The 14,549-nt window shown below is 37.2% G+C and carries 15 protein-coding genes and 1 pseudogene; 10 read left to right on the top strand and 6 right to left on the bottom strand.

The genetic code is table 11. The features are described from left to right. Nucleotides 1-21: 21 nt before the first annotated feature. The 6 genes and pseudogenes from JF53_RS12030 (at nt 22) to qoxD (ending at nt 5,472) form a co-directional block, all read left to right on the top strand. Nucleotides 22-804 carry a DUF2268 domain-containing protein gene (locus JF53_RS12030; RefSeq protein WP_047982208.1) on the top strand — a complete coding sequence of 261 codons (783 nt, stop codon included), beginning with the start codon at nt 22-24 and terminating at the stop codon, nt 802-804. A gap of 278 nt (nt 805-1,082) precedes the next feature. After that, nucleotides 1,083-1,160 (top strand): annotated as a pseudogene (locus JF53_RS18015) (YjcZ family sporulation protein); the annotation flags it as partial. Between the two features lie 438 nt (nt 1,161-1,598). Then, complete coding sequence (gene qoxA, locus JF53_RS12025) at nt 1,599-2,576, top strand: cytochrome aa3 quinol oxidase subunit II (protein WP_047982209.1); 978 nt, start codon at nt 1,599-1,601, stop codon at nt 2,574-2,576. A 66-nt stretch (nt 2,577-2,642) separates the two neighbouring features. Then, nucleotides 2,643-4,592, top strand: coding sequence for a cytochrome aa3 quinol oxidase subunit I (gene qoxB / locus JF53_RS12020; RefSeq protein ID WP_047982210.1), 1,950 nt, complete (start codon nt 2,643-2,645; stop codon nt 4,590-4,592). Beyond that, nucleotides 4,589-5,185: a cytochrome aa3 quinol oxidase subunit III gene (gene qoxC / locus JF53_RS12015; protein WP_047982211.1), complete on the top strand. Its 597-nt coding sequence runs from the start codon at nt 4,589-4,591 to the stop codon at nt 5,183-5,185. Before qoxB ends, qoxC begins: the two co-directional genes overlap by 4 nt. A 2-nt stretch (nt 5,186-5,187) precedes the next feature. Beyond that, nucleotides 5,188-5,472, top strand: coding sequence for a cytochrome aa3 quinol oxidase subunit IV (gene qoxD, locus JF53_RS12010; protein ID WP_047982212.1), 285 nt, complete (start codon nt 5,188-5,190; stop codon nt 5,470-5,472). Between the two features lie 51 nt (nt 5,473-5,523). Here the strand turns inward: qoxD and JF53_RS12005 are convergent, their stop codons facing one another. Continuing rightward, complete coding sequence (locus JF53_RS12005) at nt 5,524-5,748, bottom strand: hypothetical protein (RefSeq protein WP_047982213.1); 225 nt, start codon at nt 5,746-5,748, stop codon at nt 5,524-5,526. Nucleotides 5,749-5,957: 209 nt separating this feature from the next. Between JF53_RS12005 and JF53_RS12000 the strand changes: the two genes are divergently transcribed. From JF53_RS12000 to JF53_RS11990, 3 genes are all read left to right on the top strand, one after another. Beyond that, a complete protein-coding gene (locus JF53_RS12000) occupies nt 5,958-6,500 on the top strand; it encodes a hypothetical protein (RefSeq protein WP_047982214.1) in 543 nt (180 codons plus the stop codon). Nucleotides 6,501-6,552: 52 nt separating this feature from the next. Then, nucleotides 6,553-8,118: a flotillin family protein gene (locus JF53_RS11995; protein WP_047982215.1), complete on the top strand. Its 1,566-nt coding sequence runs from the start codon at nt 6,553-6,555 to the stop codon at nt 8,116-8,118. Nucleotides 8,119-8,260: 142 nt separating this feature from the next. Beyond that, a complete protein-coding gene (locus JF53_RS11990) occupies nt 8,261-8,515 on the top strand; it encodes a hypothetical protein (RefSeq protein ID WP_047982216.1) in 255 nt (84 codons plus the stop codon). A gap of 92 nt (nt 8,516-8,607) precedes the next feature. Here JF53_RS11990 and JF53_RS17960 read toward each other — a convergent pair whose 3' ends face one another. The 4 genes from JF53_RS17960 to JF53_RS11975 form a co-directional block, all read right to left on the bottom strand. Beyond that, nucleotides 8,608-8,733, bottom strand: a complete 126-nt coding sequence (locus JF53_RS17960) for a hypothetical protein (protein ID WP_269083300.1) — start codon at nt 8,731-8,733, stop codon at nt 8,608-8,610. Nucleotides 8,734-8,762: 29 nt separating this feature from the next. Continuing rightward, complete coding sequence (locus JF53_RS11985; RefSeq protein WP_047982217.1) at nt 8,763-9,116, bottom strand: DUF1360 domain-containing protein; 354 nt, start codon at nt 9,114-9,116, stop codon at nt 8,763-8,765. Between the two features lie 171 nt (nt 9,117-9,287). Next, nucleotides 9,288-9,923 carry a DUF3889 domain-containing protein gene (locus JF53_RS11980; protein WP_047982218.1) on the bottom strand — a complete coding sequence of 212 codons (636 nt, stop codon included), beginning with the start codon at nt 9,921-9,923 and terminating at the stop codon, nt 9,288-9,290. A 195-nt stretch (nt 9,924-10,118) separates the two neighbouring features. Next, nucleotides 10,119-11,102, bottom strand: coding sequence for a ring-cleaving dioxygenase (locus JF53_RS11975; RefSeq protein WP_047982219.1), 984 nt, complete (start codon nt 11,100-11,102; stop codon nt 10,119-10,121). Between the two features lie 207 nt (nt 11,103-11,309). Between JF53_RS11975 and JF53_RS11970 the strand changes: the two genes are divergently transcribed. Further along, entirely contained in the window at nt 11,310-11,750 is a 441-nt protein-coding gene (locus JF53_RS11970; RefSeq protein ID WP_047982220.1) for a YndM family protein, read from the top strand. Nucleotides 11,751-11,800: 50 nt separating this feature from the next. On the opposite strand, the gene JF53_RS11965 is transcribed toward JF53_RS11970, so the two are convergent. Then, the gene (locus JF53_RS11965) at nt 11,801-14,533 is read right to left on the bottom strand and encodes a UPF0182 family membrane protein (protein WP_047982221.1); all 2,733 of its coding nucleotides are present in this window, start codon (nt 14,531-14,533) and stop codon (nt 11,801-11,803) included. Nucleotides 14,534-14,549 lie beyond the last annotated feature (16 nt).

Here is a 14,549-nt window from a genome sequence, read left to right as displayed (position 1 = left end):
TAGTAATTCAGGAGGCGTAAAATGGTAGTACATCCGACCGATCAATGGCTAGAGAAAGCGTATCATTCCCCTGAACAGATGTTTAAGAAATTAACCCGTTACTTTACCCACTCAACCCCAGAAGAAATTGCCTCCCTCCTTACCTATCATGGCATGTACAAAAAGCCTTCCCTAAAAAAAGAAGATTTGCTGAGGCAGTTGCGAGAACGTAAGGTGTGGGAAATCATAAAAAAAGAGGAGCAGCTTTTAAAACAAAAATGGAACGGGCGCAATGTATCCATCTTTATCTTTCCATCCAACACCAACGACAGAAAAATATCCCAGCATTACAACGGGAAGTCTGGGCTCGCTTTTATCGATAAGCTATTTTTATTTATTTCACAGGAGAATTCCGAGCAAGAACTAAAAGCACTATTTACGCATGAATATAATCACTGTTGTCGACTCCTGCATGCTCCAAAAAGCGAACGAAAATATCACTTACTAGATGTCGTTATATTAGAAGGTTTAGCAGAAAACGCTGTGCAAGAACGTTTTGGACCTGACTATTTAGCTCCATACACGGGATACTATTCAAAGCAAGAACTAGAATCCATTTGGGAAAAAATCATCCAACCAAATAAAGAACTACCGAAGACTTCTTCGAAAGCTAACGCAATATTATACGGAAAGAACCTGTATCCTAAAATGGCTGGATACGCTGTTGGGTATTACTTAGTTAATCGCTACGTACAAGAAAATGGGGTTAACAGCCTGGATTTATTAACCCTCCCCGCTGAAAAAATTGCCCAATTAAATACGTAGGCATTTAAACAGTTTCCTATTAAACTGGGTATCTATCCCTATCAAATCCCAACTTCATTCATATAGTAATAACAAACACTGGTTGTTGGTGTTTTGATAAGGAGAGCTATCGCCTCAACGTTTCCAATTAGAGGTCCTCATTACACTACCCTAGATCCAAATAAATATAGCTCTTCTTTAGCGTTATGAAATTGATTTTTACAAGTTAGGAGGGATGTAGAATGTCATTCGGATACGGCGGCTGTGGTGGTTACGGTGGTTACGGCTACGGCGGAGGTGGAGGATACGGCAATGGCTTTGCGTTGATTGTCGTATTATTTATCCTTCTAATCATCGTAGGTGCTGCTTGGCTATAATTTAATTTGCATTTACTCATTTTCCACCTAAATGCAACTACAATAAGACGGGGTCTATCCCCGTCCCAGGTAGTTAAGCTAGAACACCAGATACAGCAAAGTAAGAAAAATTCCTATATTTCTTCTAAGATATAGGCCATGAGGTGGGCCAAAAACGGTAATCAACTAGTTGAAGAGCATTCGCTTAAAAAGCAATGCTCTTTTTTGTGTTGTTCCTATTTAAATTATCCACATCATAATTTCTCGAATAATCCCTCAATAACCAATATTTTCCTCAGTCTCCACTAAAAAGACAAATCTTCTTGAACATTTTGTGAAGCATTTCTCAATCTATTGTAATAATCTACTTACCGTAATAATATATGGTAGCAGCACTTTGTGAAAAAAAGTACAATTTGTCCAACAATACGGAATAATCCTAATGAAGGGAGAACGAACATGAAATTCAAATTGGCATTCATTACAGTTGCTATTTTGATTACTACAATTCTTTCTGGTTGTGAACCACTATTAGTTTTAAATCCAAAAGGTCCACAAGCAGAGACAACAGCAAATGTTATATGGTTATCTATTTTCACCATGGCACTAATTGTGATTGTTGTAATCACTATACTTATTATAATTCTTATTAAATATCGAGCTTCAAAACAAGCGGATGACTATAAGCCACCGCACATTGAGGGAAATCCAATTATTGAGTCCATCATCATTGGTATTCCAGTTTTAATTGTTATTTTCTTATCTATTGTATCGGTTAAATCAACATATGAGGTTGAATCGGTACCAGAAGGATATGAAAATCAAGAACCACTTGTCATTTATGCTGCATCATCAAATTGGAAATGGCATTTTAGTTATCCAGAACAAGATATTGAAACACTTAACTATGTAATTTTACCAACAAATCGTCCGGTTGAATTTAGACTTTATTCGTACGGACCAATTACTAGCTTCTGGATTCCACAGCTTGCTGGTCAAAAATACGCTATGGCAGACATGGTAACCAAGATAAATCTTGTTGCAGAAACGCCTGGTGATTATATGGGTCGAAATGCAAACTTTAGTGGAGAAGGATTTGCTGAAAATACTTTCAATGCAACAGCATTATCTCCAGATGAGTTTGATAAATGGATAGACGAGATTCACAATACTGCAGAACCACTTACAGAAGAGAAATACGATACATTACTAGAGCCTGGACATCTTGGTCAAATGACATTTACTGGAACACACTTAGAATTCGCACCTGCTCCTGAAGGAGAAAATGCAGGCCATCATCATGGTTCTTCAGATGAAGAAGATAACGAAAACCATGAACATATGAATCACGACGAACACAGTGATCATAGTGAACACGAGAATCATGACGAACACACTGATCACAGTGAACATGAAAATCATGATTCAAATCACTAAAGAATAACAGAACGGATATTTTACAACAAGAAAGAATAGCTTATATTCTCGAAAGGAGAAACAAAAATGGAATTTTTTGATCGGTTTGCCATCCCCCATCCTAGTCCATTAATCTATGGATCGATGGTTGCAATCGGACTTACCGTTATTGCCATCATCATTGGGATTACGTACTTTAAAAAATGGGGTTATCTATGGCGTGAATGGTTAACTACAGTTGACCACAAACGTATTGGTATGATGTATTTAATATCAGCTTTACTCATGCTTTTCCGTGGTGGAGCAGATGCCATCATGATGCGTCTACAAACTGCTGTACCTGACAACACATTTTTAGATGCACAACACTATAATGAGGTATTTACAACACATGGTGTTGTCATGATTTTCTTTATGGCAATGGCCTTTGTTATTGGATTAATGAACTTTGTCGTACCACTACAGATAGGTGCACGAGATGTTGCATTCCCGCGTTTAAACGCCATTAGTTTTTGGTTATATTTCGCAGGAGCAATGCTATTTAACATTTCATTTGTTATCGGAGGATCTCCTGATGCTGGGTGGACCAACTACTTCCCACTAGCTGGAACGGATTATAGTCAATCCGTTGGTGTGAACTATTACATGTGGTCCCTACAAATTTCTGGTATCGGAACATTAATGACTGGTATCAACTTTATTGTTACCATTCTTAAAATGCGCGCACCAGGTATGAAATTAATGAAAATGCCTATGTTTACATGGTCAGCATTAGTAACAAACGTTATTATTGTATTTGCTTTCCCTGTATTAACCATTGCCTTATTAATGGGTACATTTGACCGCCAGCTTGGTACAAATTTCTTTACAAGCACAAATGGTGGAATGGATATGCTTTGGGCAAACCTATTCTGGGTTTGGGGACATCCTGAAGTATATATCTTAATTCTCCCTGCGTTCGGTATTTATAGTGAGATTATCTCCACATTCTCGCAACGTAATTTATACGGTTATAAATCTATGGTTGGATCAATGGTTATTATTTCCTTCCTATCGTTCTTAGTGTGGGTACACCACTTCTTTACAATGGGACATGGCGCTTTAGTAAATGGTATATTCTCCATTACCACTATGGCGATTGCCGTTCCAACTGGTATTAAGATTTTTAACTGGCTACTGACGATGTGGAAAGGAAAAATTCGTTTTACCGTTCCAATGCTGTATTCAATGGGCTTTATACCATTATTTACCATTGGTGGTGTAACTGGGGTTATGCTTGCTATGGCAAGCGCTGACTACCAATACCATAATACGATGTTCTTAGTAGCGCATTTCCATAACGTTATTATTCCGGGGGTTGTCTTTGCAATGCTTGCGGGATTAACTTACTGGTGGCCAAAAATGTTCGGCTTTATGCTAAGCGAACGAATTGGTAAATGGGCATTCTGGTTCTTATCAATTGGATTCTGTTTTGCATTCTTCCCAATGTATATTACAGGCTTAGACGGGCAAGCACGTCGTATGTACACGTACTCTGAAGAAGCTGGATTTGGTCCGTTAAGTATGCTTTCCTTCTTCGGTGCAGGATTAATGGCAGTTGCTTTTGCGCTAATTGTATACAATGTGTATTACAGCTTCCGTCATGCACCAAGAAATGTTGGGCAAGATCCTTGGAATGCACGTTCACTAGAATGGGCAACACACAACCCAGTTCCAGAATATAATTTTGCTATTATACCAGAAGTAAATTCTTCTGAAGCATTCTGGGATTCAAAGGAACATGGACATCAACTATTCAAAGGAAAAATCAAGAGAATTCATATGCCAAATAATAGTGGCATACCGATTATCATGGCAGGATTATTCTTTGTATTAGGTTTCTCTTTTGTCTTCAGTATTTGGATTGGTGTTGTTATCGCGCTAATTGGGATTCTCGGATGTATGGCATATCGTACGTTTGAGATCGACCACGGTCGCCATATAGAAGAAGATGAAATAAATGAAACAGAAAATAAATTTGGAGGTGCAAACAAATGAAAATAGATCACTCGCAACCTCTTGAGTATGGCACCCACCAAAATCAGATGAATATTCTTGGCTTCTGGATTTTCCTAGGTGCAGAGATTATGTTGTTTGGTACATTATTTGCATCGTTCTTCACACTAGAAAACGGGGTCGGTAATGGCCCTTCTGGTGAGGAACTATTTGAAATAACACCAGTGTTAATTGAAACCATTATTTTGTTAACAAGTAGTTTCACGATTGGTCTTGCTACTCACGCAATGCGTATAAAGCATAAAAAAGCAACCATCGCATTTTTAGCAATCACATTAGTATTAGGCCTAGCCTTTATTAGTACCGAAGTATATGAGTTTATGCACTACTATCATGAAGGTGCAACCCTTCAGACAAGTGCATTTACAGGGATATTATTAACAACCCTAGGAACACATGGAGCTCACGTAACCTTTGGGTTATTCTGGGGATTATTCATTTTAATCCAAATCAAAAAACGAGGATTTACTCCTGAAACAACGAATAAATCCTTTATTTTCTCGCTTTACTGGCATTTTCTAGATGTAGTCTGGATCTTCATCTTCAGCTTCATCTATTTGAAAGGAATGATGTAAACATGAAAGAGTTATTTCCAGTAAAACAAGTAATGGGATTTATTTTCTCACTAATCCTTACTGCAGTAGCACTTACAGTTTACTTCACGGATATGTCATTTGAAGTTGGTTTGACAGTATTATTAGTAACCGCTTTTGCGCAAGCAACTCTACAGCTCGTATTCTTCATGCATGCTGGGGAAACAGATGACAAAAAAGCTATCTATACAAACATTTACTATGGTGTTGCTATCGCACTAGTTACCATTTTTGGAACACTATTAACCTTAATCTGGGGTTATATGTAATAATAAAGAAGCTCTGTCAAACGACAGAGCTTCTTTTACATTTAAATTAACTTAAGAAATCGTATTTTGTTTGTCCTTCTCCACCACTTCTTCTGTTGCTACTAAGAAAATACCCATGATGAAAATGAACACGCCTCCCATTATGGTTCCGATTCCAACACCAATTAACGCATTGTTACCGCTTGCAAAAAAACCATAAAGAAATGCAATAACTCCAATCGTAATTAACGTTCCACAAAGAAAACTTACTGCCCTTAAGATCTTTGAAGATTTCATCACGTTAAATCCCCCTTCTTATACTTATATTATTCATCTTGTTCACAAATTTGTCAAATTTATTTTTACACCTTCTTTACATTGTCACAAGCGAATTTTATTTTTTCTATCCTTTTTTCGAATTTTTTACTATTTTTCGAAACTTTCTATACAATAGAACCGTATAACAGGTAATCGGAAATTTGAATCTACAGATTAGGATGATGTGAATGATGCTATTTGGGGTTGAAATTCAAACAATTTATTTAACCGTATTAATCATTTCTGGATGCTTAATCATTCTATATATCTTTTTCGGGGATATATTGGATGCGGTTGGTGAAGGAATCGCTTTTTTAAATCCCACCCTCCTATTAGCCTTTATCGTTTTCCTATCCTCATCTGGATATGTTTTAGAATTAATTACACCACTATCCAGCTTACTTATTCTTATCCTATCCGTATCGTTTGCAATCTTATTGGATGTGCTACTTAACTTCTTTGTATTAATACCACTATCAACTGCTGAGGAATCCTTAGTTTATACAGAAGAATCTTTAAAGGGTAGAGTTGGAAAAATCATTATTCCCATTCCGAAAGATGGCTTTGGAGAAATTGTTATCGATAGTAAAAGTGGCATGATTTCAAGACCAGCAGCGAGTTATGAAAACAACTCAATCGCAGAAGGCACTGAAGTACTAGTCCTCGAAATCAAGCAAGGGGTCTTATATGTCATTCCATATGATCTTGATTCAGAAATGCCGGTTAACTAATACATTTTCTCTGAAGATGTATTTTAATAATTTACTTTAAGGGGGAAAAGAAATGTTAAGTGAACTAGTAAATGGTTTTACAATTCTCATTGCAATTGCTGTCTTTCTCGTCATTGCTCTTATTGCGGTATTTGTTAAGAAATACAGGACAGCAGGACCAGATGAAGCATTAATTGTAACTGGTAGCTATTTAGGAGGCAAAACCGTACATACGGATGAGTCTGGTAATAAAATCAAAATCATTCGAGGTGGCGGTACCTTTGTTCTTCCTGTCTTTCAACAAGCAGAACCACTAAGCTTACTTTCTAGTAAGTTAGATGTTACCACTCCAGAGGTTTATACAGAACAAGGTGTACCGGTTATGGCTGATGGTACAGCAATCATTAAAATTGGCGGAACTACCAATGAAATTGCCACAGCTGCAGAGCAGTTTTTAGGAAAATCAAAAGAGGATCGTGAAAATGAAGCAAAAGAAGTACTTGAAGGTCATCTCCGCTCTATTTTAGGATCCATGACAGTTGAAGAAATATATAAAAACCGAGATAAATTCTCCCAAGAAGTTCAACGTGTTGCCTCACAGGATTTGGCGAAAATGGGATTAAATATCGTTTCCTTTACGATCAAAGACGTTCGAGATAAAAATGGTTATTTAGATTCCCTCGGAAAGCCTCGTATTGCCCAAGTAAAACGTGATGCAGATATCGCAACAGCTGTGGCAGATAAAGAGACTCGTATTAAACAAGCAGAAGCAGCAAAAGAAGCTAAGAAAGCAGAACTAGAACGAGCGACTGAAATTGCTGAAGCAGAAAAAGAAAATCAATTAAAAACAGCTGAATACCGTCGTGAGCAAGATATTGCAAAAGCCCGTGCTGACCAAGCATACGATTTGGAAACTGCACGTGCACAGCAGGAAGTTACCGAGCAGGAAATGCAAATTAAAATTATTGAGCGTCAAAAGCAAATTGAGTTAGAAGAAAAAGAAATCCTTCGTCGTGAAAGACAATATGATTCAGAGGTTAAGAAAAAAGCTGATGCTGACCGTTACGCGGTTGAGCAAGCAGCAATCGCTGAAAAAGCAAAACAAATTGCCGCTGCAGATGCAAACCAATATCGTATCGAGTCACAAGCAAAAGCAGATGCAGAAAAGGTTCGTGTGGACGGTTTAGCCAAAGCAGAATCTCAACGAGCACAAGGTGAATCCGAAGCAGATATCATTCGTCTAAAAGGATTAGCTGAAGCTGAAGCAAAACGAAAAATCGCTGAAGCATTTGAGCAATTCGGGCAGGCGGCAGTCCTTGATATGGTGATTAGAATGCTTCCACAATATGCAAAAGAAATCGCTAGTCCACTTGGTAATATCGATAAAATCACTGTTGTCGATACTGGTAGTAGTGGCAGTGATGGTGGCGCCAATAAAGTGACTGGTTACGCAACAGATCTCATGGCAACATTACAAGAAACCTTAAAAGCCTCTTCAGGAATTGATGTAAAAGAATTATTAGAAGGATTAGTCGGAACCAACAAATTAGCAGTCACTGATCGTGATGGCTTGTCCTATGAATTAAAGGAATCGATGGAAAAGGTTGATACAAAAGTCAAAGAAGAAATATCAAATTAATCTCATTTATAAGGAGCAAACCAATGTGTTTGTTCCTTTGTATTTTAATCAATTACGCTCATACTAGGATAAACCAGATAACTATTTGGCAAGCTAATAGCAATCATTGTTGAAACAATACTAACAGATAGGATGATACTAGATGGCTAAACGAAAAATGATGACTTCCTTACTAACAATTGGTGCTGCTAGTGCCGCTATTTATGGGATTTCAAAAGGTGTACAAAACGGCACCTTTCAAAAGCTACCACAAAATGTATCAAATTTGATGAACAATCAAACCGTTCAACAATTCACAAAACCGTTACAAGAGATGTTTATGGGGCAAGATCAATCTAATACGATTACACAAGGAATGACTCCAAATGATACCCCTTCTCAAATCAATCACTGGTAAAATAAATAGCCAAGATACATTTTTTTGTACCTTGGCCTTTTAATTTATACCCATAGCGCTTAACTACCAGCTACGTAATAAAATAAACTGTATTAGCTTAGTGTCTTTCTTCTCTTCCCACAGCCGCAGCCCGAACGTTTTACCCGTTTTCCCTGTGGCCGGGATGGCCGTGCTAAGGAAGCGTTTGTATAATTATTCGTATTGTTTTGTTTGCTCATACCAGTACCTTCCTCCTTCATTGCTCAAGTTAGTCCACAATTCGTTGGACAATGGCTTCACATATTCCAGCAACTCCTGCAATTGCTAGAAGCGCAATAAGTACCTCACTTCCAATCGGCCATACATAAGCTAATCCGATTAGAAATGCAGCACACCATATCCCCGAACACCAATAGCAACTTAATAACTCCCCAATCCAATAGCGTAAACCGTTCCCTCTGATTTCAATATAGGTTGTAGTCATTCCATCTGAATCAATTTCTTCAATTTCATGATGGAAAGGTTTTCGGATAAATCCAGTAATCTTATCGAATACAAGTAATCTTGTTAACCGAAATGTGGCCAGTACAAGTAACGTAAAATCAAGCCATCCATCTATCATGATAGTCATCCTTACTTTCTATTTCTTTACTATTCTACGAAGGAAGATTTACGTATCCTCTTGCTTCAGCGTTGCATAGAATAGTATATTTTCCAGTATCCTTATTTGACACTGTTACTTACCTAGATTAAGTGAAGTATTAACCGGATATGGATTAAACGGTTCTCATTCTCACATTTCTGCCAAATCAAATGAAATAACTCTATCGGATTCTGGATTATAAATAACATTACCACGAACCCTAATCTGTTCCTGTTGAGTATTTAAAATAAAATCATATGTTTCTCTGACTCGTGTTGGTGACATTTCTGTCTTACCCACACTACTATAATCTGTTATTTCTACACCTGGATAGGCAGTCTGTACAAGTTCGAGTAAATATTTCCCCCACTTTTCCTCTTCTAGCTCTGGTGACGGGATGATGTCGACCGAAATAATTCCTTGATCTAGGTTAGCACCTAATGCTTGAAAAGCTCTTCGATGTAAATTCACATTATTCTGTGGGAATCCCCTAACCGTATCGACTACTGTTGCTATGATTTCTCTGCCATTAGCTAGATTACGTATTTTTAGGGATTGGCCACATTGGTAGGGAGCATTCTCACCTACAGCTACAGTCATGTATTGGTTGTCAGACCATGGGATTCCACACTTTGTGGTTCCGCCGCCGTCTGTCCAAGTTGCTCGACCTCTCACGGTTTGCTGACGATATGGACTTAAAACAGTGTTTTGATACTGAGGTGCTAGGTAATACCCCGGTGGATAGCCTTGATATGGATTATAACCATTTAGATAATAATAGAACATTTCCTTTCCCCCTATAATTTGACAGCAATTTCAACGCTACTGTAATCTGAACTTTTGTTAGTATAAAGTCCTATAATAGAAGGATATGATTGGATAAGGTACCCTGTTACCTATTTCTTGCACAAGAACATACTTAAATATCTCAAGAAACGAATAACCCACACTCCGAAAATTGGAAAGTGGGTTTTTATATCGTTATTCATATTCTTTTTCGAAGTTTATGGTACTACGCACAGTGTCAATAGGACGCACTAATTCTTCAATTTGTTCCCGTTTTGGTTCGAGGAATGGTGGTAATGATAATTTTTCACCTAAAGTTTCATATGGCTCATCCCCCATGAATCCTGGACCGTCTGTAGCAAATTCAAATAAAATTTGTGGTGCTACATTAACATATAAAGAGCCAAAGAAGAAACGATCTACAAAGCCTGACGACTGGAAGCCAAAGCTGTGTACTTGTTTCATCCATTGATCTAGTTCGGCGCGATCTTCTACACGGAAAGCCGCATGGTGGACAGTTCCAAATCCTTGTCGTGCACGCGGAAGGACCGGATTATACTCGACAACTACTTGTGCACCGTTTCCGCCTTCCCCAACTTCAAATAAGTGAAATGCTCCGTCAGATGCTATTTCTTCAAATAATAATACTTTCTCCAGCATTTGTTTGAAGTAATCAAAATTTGCTACCCGTATAAAAATTGGACCTAATCCAGTAATCGCATATTCTAACGGAATTGGACCATTTTGCCAAGGAGTCCCTGACTCAACCCCTTCATTATGTTCATCAGAAATCAGTTGATAGTGTTGATCATCAAAATCGACAAAAGAAACGGACTTCTTACCAAATTGTTCTTGTATACCTTTATGCTCCACTTTTAGACGTTCAAATCGTTTTACCCAGTATTCTAACGCTTCATCACTTGGTACTCGAAAAGATGTTTTATAAATTTCATCTGTTCCATGTACTCCTTTTGGAATTCCAGGGAAATCAAAGAAAGTCATGTCTGTTCCTGCACTACCCTTGTCATCCGCAAAGAATAGGTGATACGTTTGGATATCATCCTGGTTAACTGTTTTCTTAACCAATCGCATACCAAGGACATATGTGAAGAATTTGTAATTCTCTTCCGCGCTACTTGTAATTGCCGTTACGTGGTGCATTCCTTTTAAGGAATTCATTGTAAAGCCCCCTATGTTGTAGTTTAAACAAAATTAAATCATTTATTTTTAATTAAATTATCTCTAATTCAAACTAAATATACCATATAAAAATAGTTGTGTCAAACTCCCTATCTTTTAAAAAGGAGATAGTTATTTTATAAAACAGAATTAAATTACATTTATTGGGAAATATTATAGTTAATCGTAATGAAAGGAGCAACTTCCATGAACTATGTCACATCTTTTATTCTAAAATTTATTATGACCACTGTCATTCTGTGGATAATTTTAGGATTATTTTACGACGTATCTTTCCTCAACATATTATTAACTAGTATTATCCTAAGCGTCATCTCTTATATCGCTGATGTGTACATCTTACCGTACGTTAGTAATTTTTGGGCAACGATAGCCGATTTCGGATTAGCTTTTGCAGGAATATGGATTATTGCAGAATTTTTCTATGCGGCCAATGATTCTTTTGCTGATGCTGCCCTCATTTCTGCTATTTTTATAGCGGTAGGAGAATACTTCTTTCACCGCTATATGAAAAGCCAAGTAATTGATGATAGGGTTTCCACTAGCCCAAGCACGTTAAACATTTCTAATAAACGAATGCAAACGGAATTTAGCTCGGAATTAGATGATAATAATAAAGATAAGTAAGAAAAAGGGTGATTTCTATTAGCGCACATAGAAATCACCCTTTTTGTTAGTTATTCAATTTCTTCAAGTAAAGCTTCCATTTCTGTCATTATCTCTGCTGCTTGTTGCCAGTTCCCTTCTGAAAGTGCAGCTTGATAGGAGTCAAATAGCTCGGACACTTCTGTTAATAATGCTTCTGCATTAGAAATTGGTGTGTTATCCTGCTCAGTTTCATCTGTTTCATCAGTTGAATCTTCATTTGTTTCATAATCTGGATCAATCGTTTGAAGTAATCTATCCAATGCCACCTCGAAATTTTCTTCCATTACAATATAGTCACCATATGCAAGGACAACCTGCTTAACTTCTGGAAGTGATGTTTCATTAGACGATTCAATATAGATTGGTTCTACATAAAGAATAGTATCTTCAATTGGGATTGCCAATAGATTACCTCTTATGACTTCCGATCCACCCTGTGACCAAAGATTTAATTGCTGCGATATCACGCTATCTTGATTAATACGGTTTTCAATTTGTTGTGGTCCATAAACGTTTTTCTGCTTTGGAAAACGGTAGACGAGCATCTCACCATAATGCTCACCATCATTTCGCACACCCATCCACGAAATCATGTTTTGTCTATTTCTAGGTGTAAATGGTTGCATAAGAATAAACTCTTCTTGATCGTATTCCGGTAACTTCATTGTTACATAATATGGTTCCATTACAATATCTTCATTATAATATTTCTCTGTAGGAAATTCCCAAACATCTTCACGATTATAGAATACTTCTAGATTAGACATATGATAGGTTCCATACATAGATGTTTGAATTGTAAACAATAACTCTGGATAACGGAAATGCATTTGGATATCCTCTGGAATATCTTCCGTCAATAATTCTGGGAACATATTCTGGTAGGTTTGGATTAACGGATCGTCAGGATCAACAACATAAAAATTAACTTCACCTGTATAGGCATCAATTACTACTTTTACAGAGTTACGGATATAGTTCTTACCGTCATTTCCATATGGTTCTGAATATGGATAATGCTCTTCCGTTAAGTAAGCATCCATCATCCAGGCTAAGCTACCATCCTCACGTACAAAAATGAATGGATCTGCATCATACGTAAAAAATGGTGCAATTCGATTCACACGTTCTACGATATTACGTGTTTGAAGGAACAAACTATCCTCTGTAATTTGATCAGACACTAGCATACGGAAGTTCATCGTGTCAATTGCAAATAAGAAGCGATTCAACCCATTCATTGGTATACCTGCTTCCGCTTCGTACTGAGATGTTACATTTTCACTACCTTGCGGATAATCGAATTCTTCTTTTTTGCTTTTGACGATAACCTCATCATACTCTTCTTCGCCAAAATATATTTGTGGTTTGGTAATATCAACAACACCTTGTGGAGGCAAATTATTTAACATATACTTTGGCTGCCCCTGAGGTGTTACTTGATTTACATGACTCATAACGATACCATAGCCGTGCGTATAGCGTAGGTTCTGATTTTCCCACGTTTTGGCTTGGTCAGGTAAATCCTTAGTTGTTAATTCCCTCGCACTTGTAAATACTTGTTCATATTCACCATCAACCATATAACGGTCTATATCCACATCGTTAAATGAATAGTATGTCCGTATCGTTTGTGTTTGATCGTATACGGCTTGTAACGGTGTAACATCGTTAATGCGCACATTTTCTAATGTCTTTGAATTTCGCTCAACCATTGCACCATCTAATGAGTTATTCGCTGGATGCTCTTCCTCTACTATGTCAGCAATGTCATAAGCAATCTTCGTGAACTCCAAATTATGCGCCAAATACGGTTCTTCTTTTGAAAACTCATTCGGAGACACTACAAAACTTTGAACAACCACACTCGATAGCTGTCCTAAAACAACAATGACTACATACACAACTACTGGAATTGCCATGGAAACGATTTTTCCTCGATTCATCGCAATAATCATCCAAATCGCTCCGATTATTGCTACAGCAGCTAATATATAGGCTTTTGGAATGTTAATCAAATTATCAGTGTAGCTAAGTCCATAAACGGCACTTTCTTGAAACATATTAACTTGGTTTGTTAGCAAGGTTTCATATGGGGCAAGTATATGTAAGCCTGCCAGTAACAACCCGACGAAACCTAACGTAATCCCCAAATGCATTTGTGCTTTTCTACTTTTACGATACATTCCGAATACAGAATATAGTCCTGCCTCGATAAGAAAATAAAACACGGCTAATCCTAATAATAGATTTAAGACTATTTTTAATAATGGTAATGTAAACATGTAGAAGGAAATATCCAAATTAAAATACGGATCTTCCACACCGAAAGATGCCTGGTTTAAAAACTTTAATAATGGCTCCCAACCAATTCCTTGGACAAGGGCACTTCCAACTAACCCTATAAAAATTGATAAGGCTATGATAATAAGGTTACCTTTCCGCTTCTCCAATATGAAAGTCGGTAACTGTCCCTCGCTTAAAAAACTTACATAAGCATTACGGATCCATAGAAATGAAATAAGTGTTAGGACAAAAAATAGAACAAATCCAATTGCTGCTAATAATAATTTACTACTTAGAATAGATGTAAATACACTACGAAACCCAAGTGTATCCATCCAGATAAAATCGGTAAAAAAACTAATGGATGAGAATCCAATAACCAATAAGGCAACTAAAACAAGAAGGAAAATCGATTTTCCTTTTGATAAAGCTGGCCGTTTTTTGGTAGGTTTATTTTCAAATACTGTAGAATCCAATGCTGTTCCTCCTAGA

Source organism: Ornithinibacillus contaminans, from assembly GCF_001038425.2.
Lineage (GTDB): Bacteria > Bacillota > Bacilli > Bacillales > Amphibacillaceae > Ornithinibacillus > Ornithinibacillus contaminans.
Note: the sequence above shows the minus strand (reverse complement) of the source record. Positions and strands in the feature narration are given on the sequence as shown.